We start from the raw sequence: 17,698 nt of genomic DNA, 5'->3' as shown, positions 1-17,698 counted from the left end.
CCAGCGCAAACAGCACTCGCTAGCTCAAGACAAACAAAACAATGCCAGCGGTGCTAATAAATCGAAGAAGATCAGCCCCACCGATGGCGAACACCACCGGCGAGGTAACATGCGATACGCTCACTTACAGCGAGGCGGCCACATCTTGACCGGACGTTTGAAACGCCAACCCCACGGCCAGCGATTGCAGCAGACATAAGGTGGCAGATTGCGAGCGAAACGCGCCGACTTGCGCTTCTTTAACCACGAAACACACATCGCTCAGTGAGGCTAACGGACTGATTTGACTATCGGTGATCACAATTTGGCGTGCGCCGGTTTGGGAGGCCTTTTCACTGACCATCACCGTCTCCTCGGCATACGGCGTGAAGCTGATCGACAGCACCACATCCTCACGGCCCATCAGATTAAGCTGCTCCGCCAGCATGCCACCGAGGCCATCGAGCAACACCACCCGACGCTCCAGATGACTCAAGGCATAGCGCAAATAAGCCGCGGCGCTGAACGAGCGGCGCAAACCGATGACATAAATGGTCTGAGCTTGCTCCAGCAGATCAACTGCCCGCTGCATTTCCTCAGCGGGAGTATGCACCACCAGCTGCTGCAATGCCTGCGCATTAGCGCGGGCGAACTCTTGCAAAATATCGTGCGGTTGATCGGCGGCGCTGGCCCCTTCCATTTCCCGGAACAGACGTGCTCGCTCGGTGTAATTGGCGGTTTCCTTGACCAGATCTAGGCGAAATATCTGTTTCATTTCATTGAAACCGCTAAAGCCAAAGGTATTGGCAAACCGGATCAAGGTAGAAGGCGGCACATCGGCTTCTTTAGCAATCACCGCCACCGTCTGCATTGCCACGGTGTTTTTATTATCAATCACATACTTGGCAACCTGCTGCAGACGCTTACTCAGCTCTGCATAGCGGGCGCGGATTTGGTCTTGCAATTCGGCAAAATTTTTGGCACTGCTCACGCGAGTCTCCCCCGTTATATCCTTAGCTCTGCAGCGATGTTTACCGATGGCGAAACACCCTGATACCGCAGAAAAAGCGCGGACGCTGGTAATAAAGAATAGAATATCTGTTCTGTTATTCTATATCTATGAAAGATTTGAATAAATTAAGACACAAAAAAAAGCCGCCGCCTACCCTACTGTCTGCCGAACGGCATCGGGATCACAAAACAGAATAATGAAATCACTTTATGTTTAAATGAAATAAATATTTCATTATGCTTTTTGCATGACATCTTTGATCCTGCTGACAGAGAGAGAAACCGAATGGATATCGTACACAACTTTATCGGCGGCCAACTGACCGCGAGCCGCAGCGAACGTTTAGCCCCTGTGTTTAATCCGGCACTCGGTGAGCCGGTGCGGCAGGTCGCCCTCAGTACCGTGGCTGAAGTCGAACACGCGATCAGTGTCGCCGATGCCGCCTTCCCTGCATGGTCACGCACGCCACCACTGCGCCGTGCCCGCGTGATGTTCCGCTTTAAAGCCTTACTCGAACAGCACAAAGACCGGCTGGCACGCCTGATCTCAGAAGAGCACGGTAAGATCCTGTCCGATGCCCATGGCGAGTTGGTGCGCGGCTTAGAAGTGGTCGAGTTTGCCTGTGGTATTCCGCATCTGCAAAAAGGCGAACACTCGGCCAATGTGGGAACCGGGGTCGATAGCCATTCACTGATGCAACCGCTCGGGGTATGCGCCGGGATCACGCCGTTTAACTTCCCTGCCATGGTGCCAATGTGGATGTTCCCGATTGCACTGGCTACCGGCAATACCTTTATTCTCAAGCCCTCGGAAAAAGATCCGTCACTGGCGCTAGCACTGGCCGAACTGCTAAAAGAAGCCGGTCTGCCCGATGGTGTATTCAACGTAGTGAACGGCGATAAAGAAGCGGTGGATGTTCTGCTGACCGATCCGCGCATTCAAGCGGTGAGTTTTGTCGGTTCAACACCGATTGCCGAGTACATTTACTCGGTAGCCTCGGCGCACGGTAAACGCTGTCAGGCGCTGGGCGGCGCGAAAAACCACTGTATCGTGATGCCGGATGCCGATCTGGATATGACGGTGAACGCCATTATGGGCGCAGCATTTGGCGCGGCGGGTGAACGCTGCATGGCGCTGTCGGTGGCGGTAGCGGTTGGAGATGATGTAGCCGATGCCCTGATCGCCGGCGTCAAAGCGCGCATTGCCACAATGCGCGTCGGCCCAGGCATTTTACCGGCTGGTGAGCCCGAAAATGATATGGGACCGGTGATCTCCGCCCAGCACCGCGCGTCTATCCTGCACTATATCGATTCGGGTGTAGAACAAGGCGCGACCTTGTGTATCGATGGCCGAGCTTTCCACGTCGCCGGTCATGAGCAGGGTTTTTTTGTCGGCCCGACCTTGTTTGATCGGGTTACGCCAGAAATGCGGATCTATCAAGAGGAGATCTTCGGGCCGGTGCTGTGCGTGGTGCGCGCCCCCGATTATCACACCGCGCTGGAGCTGATTAATCGTCACCAATACGGTAACGGCACGGCCATTTTCACCCGTGATGGCGAAACCGCGCGTCAGTTTGGTGAGCAAGTGCAAGCGGGGATGGTGGGAATTAACGTGCCCATTCCAGTACCAATGGCATTCCACAGCTTTGGCGGCTGGAAGCGCTCAGTGTTTGGGCCATTGAATGTGCATGGCAGTGACGGCGTGCGTTTCTACACCCGCATGAAAACCATCACCAGCCGTTGGCCAGCGGGGGTGCGTTTGGAGCAACATAGCGGCACTTTCACCATGCCTACCCTCGAGTGATAGAAGCTCAATAACGTGCCAGAGCGCCGGCAAGTCAGAGCCAGGCGCAAGTAGCGGGATAACCCCCCGCTCGAACACCCACAAAAAAGCCGGCAATGCCGGCTTTTTTTATCAATCGGGTTTCTCACCGCGTGCTGAGCGTACTCGCTGTTCACGCTCTCTGTTCATACTCTCTGTTCACAACGGCAATTTAGCCGATTGCTCAAAGAGGCTGACGAGATTAGGTGCGACGATTTTTCATCTGCCGCTGTAAGTTCAGCAACAATTCCGCTTCGGCCTTAGGCAGCTCGCACTCTTGCATCAGCTCATCCAGACCGGCGCCCATTTCCGCCAGCTTGGTGGCACGGCTATACAGGCGATGCTCAGGATCGATATAGGTCACTTCATTCAGTTTGACACTAAACTGCTCCTGCTTATCCACCAGCTGATGCAGTTCATTTCCCAGACCGATAAAGCCGCCACGCAGCTCTTCGATACTTTTTCCGGTCGTATCAAACTGACGCCGGGCGGCCTTCAGCAATACTTCGCTGGCCTCAACCCGACGCAGAATGGTTTTATGTTGCCGCCACAGAGAAATCAGGCTCCACGCCAGACCGGCACAGACCACACTCAGTACCGCTACGGCAACCATTAATCCAATCATTACAGACCACTCAACTCATCCCACTCATCGTTGGTCAGTAATTTATTCAAATCTACCAGAATTAACAACTCTCCATCGCGGTTGGAGACGCCCTGAATGAAGCGCGAGCTCTCATCGGTGCCCACATTTGGCGTTTTGTCGATTTCTGATGCACGCAGGTAAACCACTTCTGCCACGCTGTCGACCAGAATACCGATCACTTGCTGTTCGGTTTCGATGATCACAATACGGGTATTGTCGGTCACATCACTTGGATACAGGCCAAAACGAGAGCGCGTATCAATCACGGTCACCACGTTACCGCGCAGGTTGATGATCCCCAGCACGTAAGATGGCGCGCCCGGCACTGGCGCGATTTCGCTGTAACGCAGCACTTCACGTACCTGCATTACATTAACCCCGTAGGTTTCTTCGCCCAGATTGAAGGTTACCCACTGTAATACTTTGTCGCGGCTTTCGCCGGTATCGACAGCACTGCTGCTATTCATTGCTGATTCCTTAATGATTATTCACAACCGACTTCAATCATGATCCGCTGGGCAACCCGCTCCAGTGGCAGGATTTCCGCGGCAATACCGGCTTTAACAATGGCCTGTGGCATACCGTATACCACGCAGCTCTCTTCATCCTGTGCCCAGATAGTTGCGCCCTGCTCATGCAGCAGTTTGGCGCCATCGCGACCATCGGCGCCCATACCGGTCAGCACAACCGCCAGAACTTTGTCACGATATTGACGGGCACACGAGGCAAAGGTGATATCCACGCACGGCTTGTAGTTCATGCGCTCACCGCCATCGAGGATCCGAATGCGCATCGCCCCCGGACGGCCATCCAGCACCATCTGCTTGCCACCCGGCGCCAGATAAGCGGTACCCGGTTGCACCACATCACCGTCTGCCGCTTCTTTGACGTTAATCTGACACAAGTTGTTCAGACGGCTGGCAAACGCCGCGGTAAAGGTCGCGGGCATGTGCTGGATCAGCAAAATTGGATGCGGGAAATTACCCGGCAATTTAGTCAGGATATTTTGCAGCGCAACCGGACCACCGGTTGAAGTGCCGATCGCCACCAACTGATACACCTTGCCACTACGGCGGGTATTCAGCGCCGCCGGACGCACCGGACGGTTCTCCGCAGCAGGCGCCGCGGCACGCAGCGGTGTCGCGCTGTTGCTGGTCGCTGGCGTGCGGCTCGCGCTCAAACTGCTGGTCGCTGGACGCTGACTGAGCAGAGGACGCACCCGATGACGAGAGATAGAGATCACCCGCTGTTGCAGCAAGGTAATCGCCTCTTCCCGATCGCGGGCGATATCTTCAAATTTCTTCGGCAGGAAATCGACGGCACCGGCGTCCAACGCATCCAGCGTGGCTTTGGCACCCTCATGGGTCAAAGAAGAGAACATCAGGATCGGCGTTGGCCGCACCCGCATAATTTCCCGTGCCGCATCAATGCCGTTCATCACCGGCATTTCGATGTCCATGGTGACGACATCAGGGCGCAACTGCTGCACTTTTTCGAGCGCTTCTTTGCCGTTGTTAGCGGTATCAATCACTTCCAGCTGTGGATGACTGTTCAGGATCTCACTGACACGGCGACGGAAAAATACCGAGTCATCAACAACTAATACTTTGATTCCCATTATCCCTCTACTTTTTTATCTCTTTTTTCGGGTCGTTATGACGGCAGGGATGAAGGCCAGCGCGCGCTGGCCCCAAGTCCTCAGCGATGGGTGTAATGTTTAAGCAGACCCGGTACATCCAGAATCAAAGCGATTCCGCCGTCACTGGTGATGGTGGCACCGGCCATGCCCGGCGTTCCTTGCAGGAATTTATCCAGCGCCTTAATCACCACTTCTTCCTGTCCGATCAGGGTATCGACCACAAAACCGATACGCTGATGGGCAATCTGAACAATCACCACATGGCCGAACTGCGGACGCTCCTGCTGGCATTCGCCGCGGGTTTTCGCCAGCCAGTCCTGTAAGTAAAACAGTGGGATGGCTTTGTTACGCACGATCACGGTCAACTGACCATCCACACAATTGGTTTTGCTCAGATCCAGATGGAAAATTTCATTCACGCTCGCCAGCGGCAGCGCGAAGGTTTGATTCGATACGCCAACCATCAGAGTTGGCAGGATAGCCAGCGTCAACGGCACTTTGATTTCCAAGCGGGTACCGCGCCCTTTGCTGGAATCAATGTGAATGGCACCGTTAAGTTTGGTGATACTGGTTTTCACCACGTCCATCCCCACGCCACGGCCGGAGATGTCGGAAATTTCTTTTTTGGTCGAGAAGCCCGGCGCAAAAATCAGCGCGTAGGCTTCATTGTCACTCAGGCGAGCGGCGGCATCGGCGTCCATCATGCCGCGATTAACGGCGATCCCACGCAGTTTTTCGGGATCCATCCCCGCGCCATCATCTTCGATGATCAGCAGGATATGGTCACCTTCTTGGGAAGCGGCCAGACGCACTTTACCTTGCGCCGGTTTACCCGCTTGTACGCGGACATCCGGCATTTCGATGCCGTGGTCCACCGCGTTACGCACCAAGTGCACCAACGGATCGGCCAGCGCTTCGACCAAGTTTTTATCCAGATCGGTGTCTTCCCCACTCAGCTCCAGTACCACCTCTTTTTTCAGGCTACGGGCCAAGTCGCGTACCACGCGCGGGAAGCGGCCAAATACCTTACGGATTGGCTGCATGCGGGTTTTCATCACGGCGCCTTGCAGATCAGCGGTCACCACATCGAGGTTGGCGCACGCTTTGGACATCTCTTCGTCATCGCTATTGATGCCAAGGCTGATCAGGCGGTTACGCACCAGTACCAGCTCGCCCACCATGTTCATGATGTCGTCGAGGGTCTTGGTATCCACGCGCAAAGTGGTTTCCGGTTGCACGGCGTTAGACGCTGGCGCTTTACTGGCCGCCGCAGCCACAGGGGCTGCTGGCGCACTTTCTTCCCGAGCCACATTCGGCACTGAGGCTGGTGCTGGGGTCGGTGCTGTTGCAACAGCGGCCGGCGCAGCTGGCGCTACCGGTGCAGCACTGGCGGATGCAGCTGGTAAACGGGTGACCGCAGGGCCTTTACCGGCACCGTGCAAATCATCGAGCAGACGCTCGAATTCGTCATCGGAGATTTCGTCACTGCTGGCCGTGGCCGGTGCGCGGGTGGCGGTAGCCGCAGGGCCTTTGCCAACACCGTGCAGGTCATCCAGCAGGCGTTCAAATTCGTCATCAGAGATGGCGTCGCTGCTCGCAGCAGGCGCGCTCTCGGTTGTTACTGCGGCCGGTGCCGCAGTGGCTGGTGCTAACGCTACTTCCGCTGACGCGCTCGGGCCTTTGCCTTCGCCGTGCAGGGCGTCGAGCAGGCGTTCAAACTCATCGTCGGAAATGTCGTCGATACCGAAGGTCTGCGGCGCAGCCGGTGGCTCGCTAGCCGCTTGCATTTGGGCCAGTGCATTCATTTCGGCCATCAGCAGCGCTTCGGCATCGGCAGCCGGAGCCACCGGAGCGGCGACAGGCTCTGGCACCACTTGCGGCGCGGCAGTCGGCTCTTCACACAGTTGATGCAAGGCTTCCAGCAGCTCAGGTGCAGCCGGTACCGGCTCTTCGCCGTTTTGCACTTGCTGGAACTGCGCCACCACGGTATCCAGTGCTTGTAAAATGACATCCATCAGCGCCGAGTCAATCTGTCGCTTACCGTTACGCAGAACGTCAAACACATTTTCAGCGCCGTGACAGGTGTCAACCAGTGATGTCAGGGACAGGAAACCTGCGCCCCCTTTGACCGTATGAAAGCCGCGGAAGATGGCATTCAGCAGGTCTTTGTCATTCGGCTGTTGTTCCAGCTCTACCAGCTGCTCTGACAGACGCTCGATGATCTCACCGGCTTCAATCAGAAAATCCTGCAGAATGTCTTCGTCTAGTTCAAAACTCATCACTTGCCCCTGAAAATGATTCTGAATATCTAATAAGCGACGGATTGACGCCGGGCTTAAAAGCCTAAGCTAGAGAGCAGATCGTCCACGTCATCCTGACTTTGAACCACATCTGCGCGTTTTTCGCGATCATGGATCGGGCCTTCGGCACAAATGGCCTGCGCGCGCAGATCTTGCTCTTGCAACGGATTCTCGACCTCAGTCATCCCGAACGACTTCATGATGTTGATCAGGTGCTCTTCCACCTCACCCACCAGCCCAGTCACACGACGGATAATCTGGCCGGTCAGATCCTGGAAGTCTTGCGACATCAAGATTTCGGTCAGCTGGCTACGCAACTGATCGCTTTGCTGTTCGGTCGACTTGAGGAATTCATCCAGCTCCAGACACAGAGACTTAAATTCCCCCAGCTCCATTTCGCGGTTAAACAGCTTCTGCCACACCGGTAAAATGGCACCGGTTCGCTCCGCCAAGCTGTCCGCAATGGGGAACGCCGCATCGACCGCATCCATGGTGCGGTTGGCTGCCGTTTCGGTCATGCTAACCACGTAATTCAAGCGGCCTTGTGCATCCGGCAAATCCTGCTGGGTCAGTTGCGACAGGCGTGGGTCTAATCTGAATTCTGACAGGCCGCTGTGCAGTACCCGCGTCACTTTGCCCACTTCATTGAACAGGGTGTTATAGCTTTGCGACGCTAACATCTGGACGATCTGGTTGGCTTCTTCCTGCTGACCATTTTCCAGCAGTGCCACCAGCTCTTTGGCTTGTTCGAGCGTGATCATGGGATCTCTTCCGTTCAGTGGGGATTACTGGATCCGCACGAAAATTTTGTCTAGTTTCTCTTTCAAGGTCGCCGCAGTGAACGGTTTAACGATGTAACCGTTAACGCCCGCTTGCGCCGCTTCGATAATCTGTTCACGCTTGGCTTCTGCGGTCACCATCAATACCGGCAGATGCTTAAGATCGGCATCGGCGCGGATGGTTTTCAGCAGGTCAATACCCTGCATACCCGGCATGTTCCAGTCGGTTACGACAAAATCAAAATCGCCGTTGCGCAGCATTGGTAAGGCGGTAGTACCGTCATCCGCTTCATGGGTATTGTTAAATCCCAGATCGCGCAGCAGGTTCTTAATGATGCGTCTCATCGTAGAGAAGTCGTCAACGATAAGGATTTTGATATCTTTGTCCAAAGTAGCCTCCAATGAGGTGTAGTGCTCAATTGAGTGAATAAAACGTGCCGCTTCTTATACGGCTGACCAAGCATGCAGCTTAGCCCGCAGACGGTGCATCGTCTGACTCAGAATCTGGCTGATCCGCGATTCGCTTACGCCAAGTACGGCGCCAATTTCTTTTAAATTCAATTCTTCATCGTAATACAGTGACAACACGAGGGCTTCGCGCTCCGGCAGGCTGCGAATGGCATCGGCCAGCGCCTGCTGGAAGTTGTCATTTTCCACGCCTTGAAACGGTAAATCGTCGTGACGGGCTTCTGGTGCAAACGCCACATCCTCGGGCACGCCGAGGTCATCAAAGCCAATCACTTTACCGCCGTTCACGTCTTGCAGCATGTGGTGGTACTCATCCAGTGAGACCTCCATATACGCGGCCACTTCGTGATCACGCGGATCGCGACCGAGCTGTTTTTCTAAATTTTCGATCGCTTCCGTAATGCTGCGACTGTTGCGGTGAACAGAGCGCGGGATCCAGTCGCCACGTCGGATCTCATCCAACATCGCGCCACGGATCCGAATGCCGGCATAGGTTTCAAAACTGGCCCCTTTGCTGGCATCGTAATTTTGCTGAGCTTCCAGCAGGCCAATCATGCCGGCCTGAACCAGATCTTCGAGCAGTACACTCGGTGGCAAGCGCCCCATCAGATGGCAGGCTATACGCTTCACCAGCGGAACATGGCGCATCAGCAGGCTGTTGCGATCCTGACATTGGCTGTAAGCCAGGGCTTTACTCACGACACTCTTCCTCCCGTATCATGACGGGACGGCGCAATAAGCGCTCGACGAAAAACTCGAGATGTCCTGTCGGGTGGTTCGGTGCCGGCCAACTGCTGGCGCGCTGGGCCAAGGTGTTCAAGGCCAACGCAGCCGGCGATTGCGGGTACGCATCCACCACCACTTTTTGCTTACGCACCGCCAACCGGACATGTTCATCCAGTGGGATGCAGGCCACCAGCTCTAAGCTGGCATCCAGAAAACGGTCAGTTACCCGACTCAGTTTGCTGAATAAATCTAAGCCTTCGCGGTAACTGCGCACCATGTTGGCGACAATCTTAAACCGGGTCAGGCCATGCTGACGGTTGAGCACCTTCATCAGGGCATACGCATCCGCAATTGAGGTTGGCTCATCACACACGGTAACCAGCACGTCTTGCGCCGCGCGCGAGAAGCTCATCACCATGTCAGAGATCCCCGCCGCGGTATCAATCAGCAGTACGTCGACCTGATCTTGCAGCGAGCTAAACGCGCGGATCAAACCGGCGTGCTGCGCCTCCGACAAATCGGTCATCGACTGGGTACCCGGCGATGCGGGGATCACCTTCAGGCCGTATGGCCCTTCCACGATGATATCTTCCAGATCGCACAAACCTGCCAGCACATGTGACAGGTTACGCCCCACTCGGATCCCGAGCAGCAGATCGACATTAGCCAGACTTAAGTCGGCATCAAAAATCATTACCCGCAGTCCTTTACGGGCCATAGCTACCGCCATGTTTAAGGTGATGTTGCTTTTCCCTACACCACCTTTACCACCAGTAACGGCGATAACCTTGGTTTTGGCCGGCTGTACCAGACTTCGTAAACCGCTGGCTTGATCATTTAAAACTGCATTACTCATAGAGGTCCGCTGCCTGAGGCTGAGCACGCTCGCTCGTCCAAAAATGCTGTACAGAGATGTCCTTATCCAACAATTCTGCCGCCCGTTTCACTAAGTTCTCCCGACTGGCAATCCGGATATCTTCCGGCACCCGCTGCCCGTCAGTGATGTAACTGATAGGTAAGGCGTTTTGAATCGTAACGCTCATTACCTCTCCCAAACTTAAGCTCTCATCCAGCTTGGTTAAAATGGTGCCGGAGAGGGGGATGCGCCGAAAATGTTCCACCGTTTCTTGCAGCACACTGCGCTGCGCGGTGGCCGGTAATACCAGCAGGCTCCGGATACGTTCGCCTTGGGTCTGCATCAGCGTGTTCAGCTGTTCTGTCAGGCGCAAATCGCGCTGACCCATACCGGCCGTATCCAGCAGGACAAAGTGTTTATGCCGCAGCTGATATAATACAGCGGCCAGTTCGTCCGCATCTTTAGCCGCCCGCACCGGACAGCCTAAAATTCGTCCATAGGTGGCCAATTGTTCATGGGCACCAATACGGTAGGAGTCGGTGGTCACCAAGGCGATATGCTCCGCGCCGTACTCCATGGCATAGCGCGCTGCCAGCTTGGCGATGGTGGTGGTTTTACCTACGCCTGTCGGGCCAACCAGCGCAACCACGCCGCCGCGGCTGAGCAAATTGTCATCCGAGATCATCAGCTGATCGGTCAGCAGCTCCAGCACCAACGACCACGCTTGCGTTAATTCGGTCTTTTCTGGGATATAACCCACCAGCTGTTCCGCCAGATTATCGGGAAAGCCCATCTTCAGCAGACGGTCAATCAGCATGGCGCGTACCGGCTCTTTGCGCTCCATCTCCTGCCACATCAGGTTCGAGACCTGATGCTCCAGCAACCGGCGGATAGACTGCATCTCACTGCGCATCTGCTCAAGGGCGCGCTGATTTTCTTGTGAGCGTGAGCGCGGGCGCGATTCGGTATTGGAAAGTGGATCAAGGTTGGCGTAGCGCGCGCCACCGTTCACAGGCGCATCAGTACTCGCCTGACGGCTCGCATCATGGCGCGCCGCGCTGCCTACCGCGCCTTGGCCGGCGTTGCTGCCAAGCGAATTAGGCATCCCCGCCGCCTGACTTTGGCTATCCGGTCGGCCTTCTTGGCGAAAACGCTGCTGGCGATCCAGCAAGGCACTCAGGGAGTCCGCCGGTGCGTCGTCTTGCTCACGACCACGGGCATAAAACGATGGCAAGGATGACGGTGCGCTGTCCGCAGCTGGTGCGCGATTATTCGCTGGCGCATAGCCAAAACCCGGCTGCGCAGATGTTGCGCCCGGCTTAAGCCCCTTGCCCTCTTCCATCAGTCGCTTGCGCGCAGCGGTCAGCTGGCTAACCAGCTCACGCTTGATGGCTTCATTGTCATCCTGCCGGCTGACCGGCGCGGCGGAAGCGGCGTCATCAAACGCGGCTACAATCTCAACCCCGCCTGCCACTTTCTTATTGGACATGATGACGGCATCCGGACCCAGATGCTCTTTCACCTGCTCCAGTGCTTCGCGCATGTCTTTGGCAAAAAAACGTTTGATCTTCAACACTGACCCCTGACGGTTTTATCGCCCGACTGAATTAACGATTCGAATTTGTTTATCATCCGGTACTTCCTGATAAGAAAGCACCCGTAAGCTTGGTATCGCGTTTTTCACAAAACGCGCCATGGTGGAGCGCAGTACCCCGGATGTCAGCAGTACCGCAGGTTCACCCTGCAGTTCCTGATCTTGCGCCGCCTGCAGCAGAGATTGTTGCAAACGTTCAGCCAAGCCCGGCTCAATGCCACCGGCATCGCCGCCCGCCGCCTGCATCGTTTTATGCAACATCTGTTCCAGCTCAGGGGCCAAGGTAATCACCGGCAATTCGCCCGCGTTACCGTTAATCTCCTGCACAATCATGCGGCGCAGTGCAATACGCACCGCGGCCGTCAGCACATCCGGATCTTGGCTACGCGGCGCATATTCGGTCAGGGTTTGTACGATGGTGCGGATATCGCGCACTGGAATGGCTTCGCTCAGCAGGTTTTGCAGCACTTTGACCACAGTACCCAGCGGCAGCGTCTCCGGCGTGAAGTTCTCCACCAGTTTCGGCGCACTGCGCGACAGCATCTGCAGTAGGTTTTGTACTTCTTCGTGACCAATCAGCTGCGAGGCGTTGTTGATCAACACCTGACTGATGTGGGTGGCCACCACCGTGGCCGCATCCACCACGGTGTAACCCAAGGCTTGCGCATGTTCACGCTGCTCAGGGGCTATCCACACCGCTTCCAGACCAAAGGCCGGATCGCGGGTTGCTTGGCCATCAATGGGGCCAAAAACCTGACCGGGATTGATAGCCAGCTCACAGTCGTGACGGATTTCCGCCTCACCGTAATTCACGCCCATTAACACGATGCGATAGGTGCTCGGTTGCAGCTCAAGGTTGTCGCGAATATGTACAGAAGGCAGTAAAAAGCCCAAGTCTTGCGACAGCTTCTTACGCACCCCTTTGATCCGCTCTAACAGCTCACCGTTTTGGCTGCGATCCACCAGCGGGATCAGGCGATAGCCCACTTCCAGCCCGATGATGTCAATCGGCTGTACGTCATCCCATGACAGCTCGCGCAGCGGCGCAGGCAAGGCTTCGGTCGGCGCGTCGGCTTGCTCTTTTTCCTGCACCGCCCGTTTTTTCTGCTGCTCCAGCTTCCAGTACACCAAACCGGCACAGGCCAACGCCAAGGACAAAAACGCAATGTGCGGCATGCCCGGCACAATCCCCATCACGAACAGAATGCCGGTGGCAATCATCAAGGATTTCGGGTTGCCAGTCATTTGCTGCACCAGCTGCTCGCCCATGTTCTCGGAGCGGTTCTGACGGGTCACCATGATGGCCGCCGCGATAGAGAGCAGCAGCGACGGGATTTGCGCTACCAGACCATCACCGATGGTCAGCAGGGTGTAGATAGACAACGCTTCGCCGGCGGACAACCCATGCTGGATCATGCCGATGAAAAAACCACCGATGATGTTGATAAACAGGATCAGGATACCGGCGATGGCATCGCCTTTAACGAATTTGGAGGCACCGTCCATGGAGCCGTAGAAGTCCGCTTCGCGGGTCACTTCTTCACGGCGGGAGCGGGCTTGTTCTTGGTCAATCAGACCGGCGTTCAAGTCGGCGTCAATCGCCATTTGTTTGCCGGGCATCGCATCGAGGGTAAAGCGGGCGCTCACCTCGGAGATACGGCCTGCACCTTTGGTCACGACCATGAAGTTGATGATCATCAAGATGACGAACACCACAATACCCACAGCGTAGTTACCGCCAATCACCACGTTACCGAACGCTTCGATCACCTTACCGGCCGCTTCCGGGCCGTTATGACCTTCCAGCAACACCACGCGGGTCGAGGCCACGTTCAGTGCCAAGCGCAATAACGTGGCAATCAGCAGCACCGTTGGGAACGCCGCGAAATCCACTGGCCGCAAGGAGTACACCGACACCATCAGCACCACCAGTGCCAACGCGATGTTGAAGGTAAACGCGATATCCAGCAGCATGGCTGGCATCGGTAGCACCACCATGGCCAGCGCCGCCAGCACCAGAAGCGGGGTACCGAGTCCGCGCAGCAGTTGTGTTTTATCCGATGGCAGTTTGCCCAATACCGCTTGGAGATTCATGAACAGCAGACCTGATCGTGCACTAAATTTTAGTTCAGCCGCCGTATCTTGCTGCCAGACGCACGCTAACTCGCGTTTTGCGAGCGGCGGCGCGTCTAAAAATCACACAAAACAGTGCGCTATCTCATTGAAGCGACGATAAATTGGCTGAACACCGTCAATATCTTGGTTTAAAGCAATATGAGTGCCAAGATTAACGGCGCAGATCGTCCGGAATTGGGAGCTCGTCCGGCAACGGAATTGGCCGACGGAAGGTTTTGCCCTTGCGGTATTGTTGCAGCTGGAATACGTAAGCCAGCACCTGCGCAACAGCCATAAACAGGCCATCGGGGATCGGCTGCTCCAACTCGGCGCTGTGGTACAACGCCCGCGCCAGAGGGGGCGCTGGGACTATCGGAATATCGTGGGCATTAGCAATTTCCCGGATCTTCATCGCCGTGAAGTCGACCCCTTTGGCTACTACCACCGGCGCTTTATCCACATCACGCTGATAGCGCAGTGCCACCGAAAAGTGCTCCGGGTTGGTGATAATCACATCCGCCGATGGCACTTCGCCCATCATACGGCGGCTGGCCATCTCGCGTTGTAACTGACGAATGCGCCCTTTGATGTGCGGGTTACCTTCGCTGTTTTTGTATTCTTCCTTCACTTCCTGCTTGGTCATCATCAGCTTTTGGCTGTGATTCCACAGCTGATACGGAATATCAATCGCCGCCACCAAAATCAGGGTACAACTGAGCAGCAGAACAAACCACAGTAGTGAATCGACCGCATGGAAAATATTGCGCGGGAAGGCTTCCAAGCTAAGCTGCGCCAAATCATTGCGCGTGTTGAGCAGCAAGCGCCAGGTCACCACACCAATGAGCAAGATCTTAAGAATGGATTTACCCAGTTCAACCCAGCTTTGCAGACCAAACATCCGCTTAATGCCAGACATTGGGTTCAGTTTGTTGAACTTAGGCTGCATCGCCTCAACCGAGAAGTTAAAGCCGCCGATTAGCGATGCGCCCAACACCGAGGCGACAAACAGCAGCAGCAAAATCATCGCCAGTGACGGTAAGATATTCAGCAGCGCTTTACAGGCAATGGTAAGCAGCGCATCAGAATCGAACACTTCATCACGGGTAAAGCTGAACAAACGGTGCATCAGGCGCGCCAATGCCATGGCAAGGTTCTGACCAAACCACAATAGCGCCACCGAGCCCATCACCAGCACGATCACCGTGGCAAACTCGCGCGAACGCGCAACCTGACCTTTTTTACGGGCGTCTTCTAAACGCTTAGACGACGCCTGTTCCGTGCGTTCTTGGCCGTCGGACTCCGCCATCAGGCGCCTCCTTTACGGTTACGAATAGCTGCAGTGTACTGCGGCAAGCCGGTCAGCATTACAAACCATCCCCACAGGTCATGTGCAGCAAGGTACACATATCATCCAGCGCCACACGCCAATAAATATCATAGTGGCGCGGGAAGGCGGACAGCAGATACCAGAGAGAGAACAAGCCGCACAGCAAAATCAGACCAAAGCCGAGGCTGTAAACGTTAAGCTGCGGCGCGGCGCGGTTCATGATCCCCATCGCGATGTTGACGGTCAGCAGCGAGATAATCGCCGACAACGACATACTCACTGAGCCGAGAAACAAAATGCCAAACCACTGACTCAGCAGATGGTAGCCGCCAGCGGTAATGCCGGTTTCCCCCACCGGTAAGGTGGTAAAACTGCGCACCAGCATCTCAATCATGATCAAATGACCATCGAGCAGCAAAAACACCAGCAGCGTCAGCATCATATAAATCTGACCCAGCAGCGGCGTATTCTGACCACTGGCCGGATCGACCATTGAGGCAAAACCGAGGCTCGATTGCATACTCACCACCTGCCCCAGCATCACAAAGATCTGGGTCAGAAACTGCGAGATCATGCCAATCGCCACGCCAATTAAGATCTGTTGCGCGGTGATCAGCGCACTGTGTAGGCTAAACAGCTCAATGCCTTGCGGCATGGCGGGAATGGAGGGCAATGACGCCAGCGTTACCGCTACCGCCAACAGCAAACGCACCCGCGCAGGCACGAACGCCGCGCCAATGGCGGTCATGGTCATCAGCATGCTGCTGATACGGGCAAACGGCCACAAGAAACTGGCCCAAAACTGCATGATATTGCCCGATAACCAATCCATCAGCGGATCACCCGAGGGATGTCATCAATCATGGCGTAAAAGAAATCCATCAGCTGACCGGTCATCCAGTGGCCGAGGAAAATCAGCGCCAAAATGGTCACTACCAGACGCGGTAAGAAGCTCAAGGTCTGTTCGTTGATCGAGGTGGCAGCCTGAAATACCGCCACCACCAGACCAATCAGCAACCCCGGCACCATGATGGCCGACACCATCACCAGTACCTGATAGAGCGCATGCTGAAAGATTTCTACAAAGGCTTCGGGAGACACCTGCGGTTCCTTGTTCTATGCAGCCACACGTCGATAACGCATGAAATTAATGAGTAAGATGCACTGAGACGCCAAACGGCAGTTTGTACATGTCGCAACCGCATGCACAAGTTACATGCTAAACCGCGCTACATACCAAAACTGCCGGCCAAGGTGCCTAAAACCAAATTCCAGCCATCCACCAGCACAAACAGCATCAGCTTAAATGGCAACGACACGATCATCGGCGACAGCATCATCATACCCATCGCCATCAACACACTGGCGACCACCAAGTCGATAATCAAAAACGGCAGGAACAGCATAAAGCCAATCTGGAACGCGGTTTTCAGCTCGCTGGTCACAAACGCTGGGATCAGCACGGTCATGCTGACCTGCTCCGGTGATTGCACCTTGTGACCGGATAAGCGCACGAAAGTGGCTAAATCGGTTTCGCGGGTCTGTCCCAGCATAAAGGCATGCAGGGGCTTCTGAGCGCGGGTAATGGCCTCTTGGGCGCTCACCTCTTCGCGCATATAAGGCTGCAAGGCATCTTGGTTGATCTTGTCCAGTACTGGCGACATTACAAACAAGGTCATGAACAAGGTAATGCCAATCAAAATCTGGTTAGACGGGCTTTGTTGCAGACCAATGGCTTGGCGCAAAATCGACAGCACCACAATAATGCGAGTAAACGAGGTCATCATGATGACAATGGCTGGCAAGAAGCTCAGCATGGTCATCAGGATCAACACCTGCAGCGATACCGAATAATCGGTGCCACCGCCTGGGTTATCGTTCATGGTGATGGCCGGAATACCGGTTCCCGCCGCCCATACCCCGGCCGGTAACAGCAACAACAACGGCAAGACAATATACAGCGGACGCTGCAACGTAGCCCGTAAGCTACGCAAGCGAGAAAAGGTCGGGAACATCAGTGAGCAGACTCGTTATCAGAAGCAGACGCAGCGGACTTGGCCGCCGACTTGCGTTTTTCCAGCAGGGCATTGAGCTGCTGCTGAAAGCCCGATGGCGGATTGGCGTGACTTTCCGGCGCGTCGCCCAACTCTTTGAGCAGGCTGATGCTTTGCGGCGTCACCCCCAGCAATAAACGCTGGCCTTCGACATTTACCACCATCAACCGCTCGCGCTGACCGAGCGCCTGTTGCTGCTCAACACGCATATTGCCATGCCCGTTAAACGGCAATCGCATACGCTTGGCGACCCAGCCCAATCCAACAATCAGACCCAGCACCAGCAGCAGTGACATCAGCGCCATGCCGATATTCATGTCCGGCTGGGCAGACCAAGCCGGTAACGGCAGCAACGCGGCTGCCGGTAAAAGACGTTTCATGC

General features: G+C 55.4%; 17 protein-coding genes. 1 reads left to right on the top strand and 16 read right to left on the bottom strand.

Annotation, left to right across the window (positions count from 1 at the left end; genetic code table 11):
* Positions 1-124 precede the first annotated feature (124 nt).
* A complete protein-coding gene (locus NCTC9997_RS04330; RefSeq protein ID WP_010862171.1) occupies positions 125-970 on the bottom strand; it encodes a MurR/RpiR family transcriptional regulator in 846 nt (281 codons plus the stop codon).
* A gap of 306 nt (positions 971-1,276) precedes the next feature.
* On the opposite strand from NCTC9997_RS04330, the gene NCTC9997_RS04325 reads away from it, so the two are divergent.
* Positions 1,277-2,794 carry a CoA-acylating methylmalonate-semialdehyde dehydrogenase gene (locus NCTC9997_RS04325; protein ID WP_064977406.1) on the top strand — a complete coding sequence of 506 codons (1,518 nt, stop codon included), beginning with the start codon at positions 1,277-1,279 and terminating at the stop codon, positions 2,792-2,794.
* A 220-nt stretch (positions 2,795-3,014) separates the two neighbouring features.
* Here NCTC9997_RS04325 and NCTC9997_RS04320 read toward each other — a convergent pair whose 3' ends face one another.
* The 15 genes from NCTC9997_RS04320 to fliO form a co-directional block, all read right to left on the bottom strand.
* Positions 3,015-3,437, bottom strand: a complete 423-nt coding sequence (locus NCTC9997_RS04320; protein WP_081632795.1) for a DUF2802 domain-containing protein — start codon at positions 3,435-3,437, stop codon at positions 3,015-3,017.
* A complete protein-coding gene (locus NCTC9997_RS04315) occupies positions 3,437-3,925 on the bottom strand; it encodes a chemotaxis protein CheW (protein ID WP_010862174.1) in 489 nt (162 codons plus the stop codon). The genes NCTC9997_RS04320 and NCTC9997_RS04315 overlap by 1 nt, the downstream gene beginning before the upstream one ends.
* 17 nt (positions 3,926-3,942) lie before the next feature.
* Positions 3,943-5,076 carry a protein-glutamate methylesterase/protein-glutamine glutaminase gene (locus tag NCTC9997_RS04310; protein ID WP_010862175.1) on the bottom strand — a complete coding sequence of 378 codons (1,134 nt, stop codon included), beginning with the start codon at positions 5,074-5,076 and terminating at the stop codon, positions 3,943-3,945.
* Between the two features lie 80 nt (positions 5,077-5,156).
* Complete coding sequence (locus NCTC9997_RS04305; protein WP_064977405.1) at positions 5,157-7,376, bottom strand: chemotaxis protein CheA; 2,220 nt, start codon at positions 7,374-7,376, stop codon at positions 5,157-5,159.
* A 56-nt stretch (positions 7,377-7,432) separates the two neighbouring features.
* On the bottom strand, positions 7,433-8,158 hold the full coding sequence (locus NCTC9997_RS04300) for a protein phosphatase CheZ (RefSeq protein WP_010862178.1): 726 nt from the start codon (positions 8,156-8,158) through the stop codon (positions 7,433-7,435).
* A gap of 24 nt (positions 8,159-8,182) precedes the next feature.
* Positions 8,183-8,521: a chemotaxis response regulator CheY gene (locus NCTC9997_RS04295; RefSeq protein ID WP_230400812.1), complete on the bottom strand. Its 339-nt coding sequence runs from the start codon at positions 8,519-8,521 to the stop codon at positions 8,183-8,185.
* Between the two features lie 99 nt (positions 8,522-8,620).
* On the bottom strand, positions 8,621-9,343 hold the full coding sequence (locus NCTC9997_RS04290) for an RNA polymerase sigma factor FliA (RefSeq protein ID WP_010862180.1): 723 nt from the start codon (positions 9,341-9,343) through the stop codon (positions 8,621-8,623).
* Positions 9,336-10,226 carry a MinD/ParA family protein gene (locus NCTC9997_RS04285; protein ID WP_010862181.1) on the bottom strand — a complete coding sequence of 297 codons (891 nt, stop codon included), beginning with the start codon at positions 10,224-10,226 and terminating at the stop codon, positions 9,336-9,338. Before NCTC9997_RS04285 ends, NCTC9997_RS04290 begins: the two co-directional genes overlap by 8 nt.
* On the bottom strand, positions 10,219-11,799 hold the full coding sequence (gene flhF / locus NCTC9997_RS04280; RefSeq protein WP_064978430.1) for a flagellar biosynthesis protein FlhF: 1,581 nt from the start codon (positions 11,797-11,799) through the stop codon (positions 10,219-10,221). The genes NCTC9997_RS04285 and flhF overlap by 8 nt, the downstream gene beginning before the upstream one ends.
* Before the next feature lie 18 nt (positions 11,800-11,817).
* A complete protein-coding gene (gene flhA, locus NCTC9997_RS04275; protein ID WP_039045269.1) occupies positions 11,818-13,914 on the bottom strand; it encodes a flagellar biosynthesis protein FlhA in 2,097 nt (698 codons plus the stop codon).
* Between the two features lie 193 nt (positions 13,915-14,107).
* The gene (flhB, locus tag NCTC9997_RS04270) at positions 14,108-15,241 is read right to left on the bottom strand and encodes a flagellar biosynthesis protein FlhB (RefSeq protein ID WP_010862184.1); all 1,134 of its coding nucleotides are present in this window, start codon (positions 15,239-15,241) and stop codon (positions 14,108-14,110) included.
* A 58-nt stretch (positions 15,242-15,299) separates the two neighbouring features.
* On the bottom strand, positions 15,300-16,094 hold the full coding sequence (gene fliR, locus NCTC9997_RS04265) for a flagellar biosynthetic protein FliR (protein ID WP_039045268.1): 795 nt from the start codon (positions 16,092-16,094) through the stop codon (positions 15,300-15,302).
* Positions 16,094-16,363, bottom strand: a complete 270-nt coding sequence (gene fliQ, locus NCTC9997_RS04260; RefSeq protein WP_047708894.1) for a flagellar biosynthesis protein FliQ — start codon at positions 16,361-16,363, stop codon at positions 16,094-16,096. Before fliQ ends, fliR begins: the two co-directional genes overlap by 1 nt.
* 128 nt (positions 16,364-16,491) lie before the next feature.
* Positions 16,492-17,277, bottom strand: coding sequence for a flagellar type III secretion system pore protein FliP (gene fliP / locus NCTC9997_RS04255; RefSeq protein WP_052181453.1), 786 nt, complete (start codon positions 17,275-17,277; stop codon positions 16,492-16,494).
* Positions 17,277-17,696: a flagellar biosynthetic protein FliO gene (gene fliO, locus NCTC9997_RS04250; RefSeq protein ID WP_064977404.1), complete on the bottom strand. Its 420-nt coding sequence runs from the start codon at positions 17,694-17,696 to the stop codon at positions 17,277-17,279. Before fliO ends, fliP begins: the two co-directional genes overlap by 1 nt.
* Positions 17,697-17,698: the final 2 nt, after the last annotated feature.

The organism is Plesiomonas shigelloides, assembly GCF_900087055.1.
In the GTDB taxonomy this organism is placed as follows: domain Bacteria; phylum Pseudomonadota; class Gammaproteobacteria; order Enterobacterales; family CAMTGL01; genus Plesiomonas; species Plesiomonas shigelloides.
Note: the sequence above shows the minus strand (reverse complement) of the source record. Positions and strands in the feature narration are given on the sequence as shown.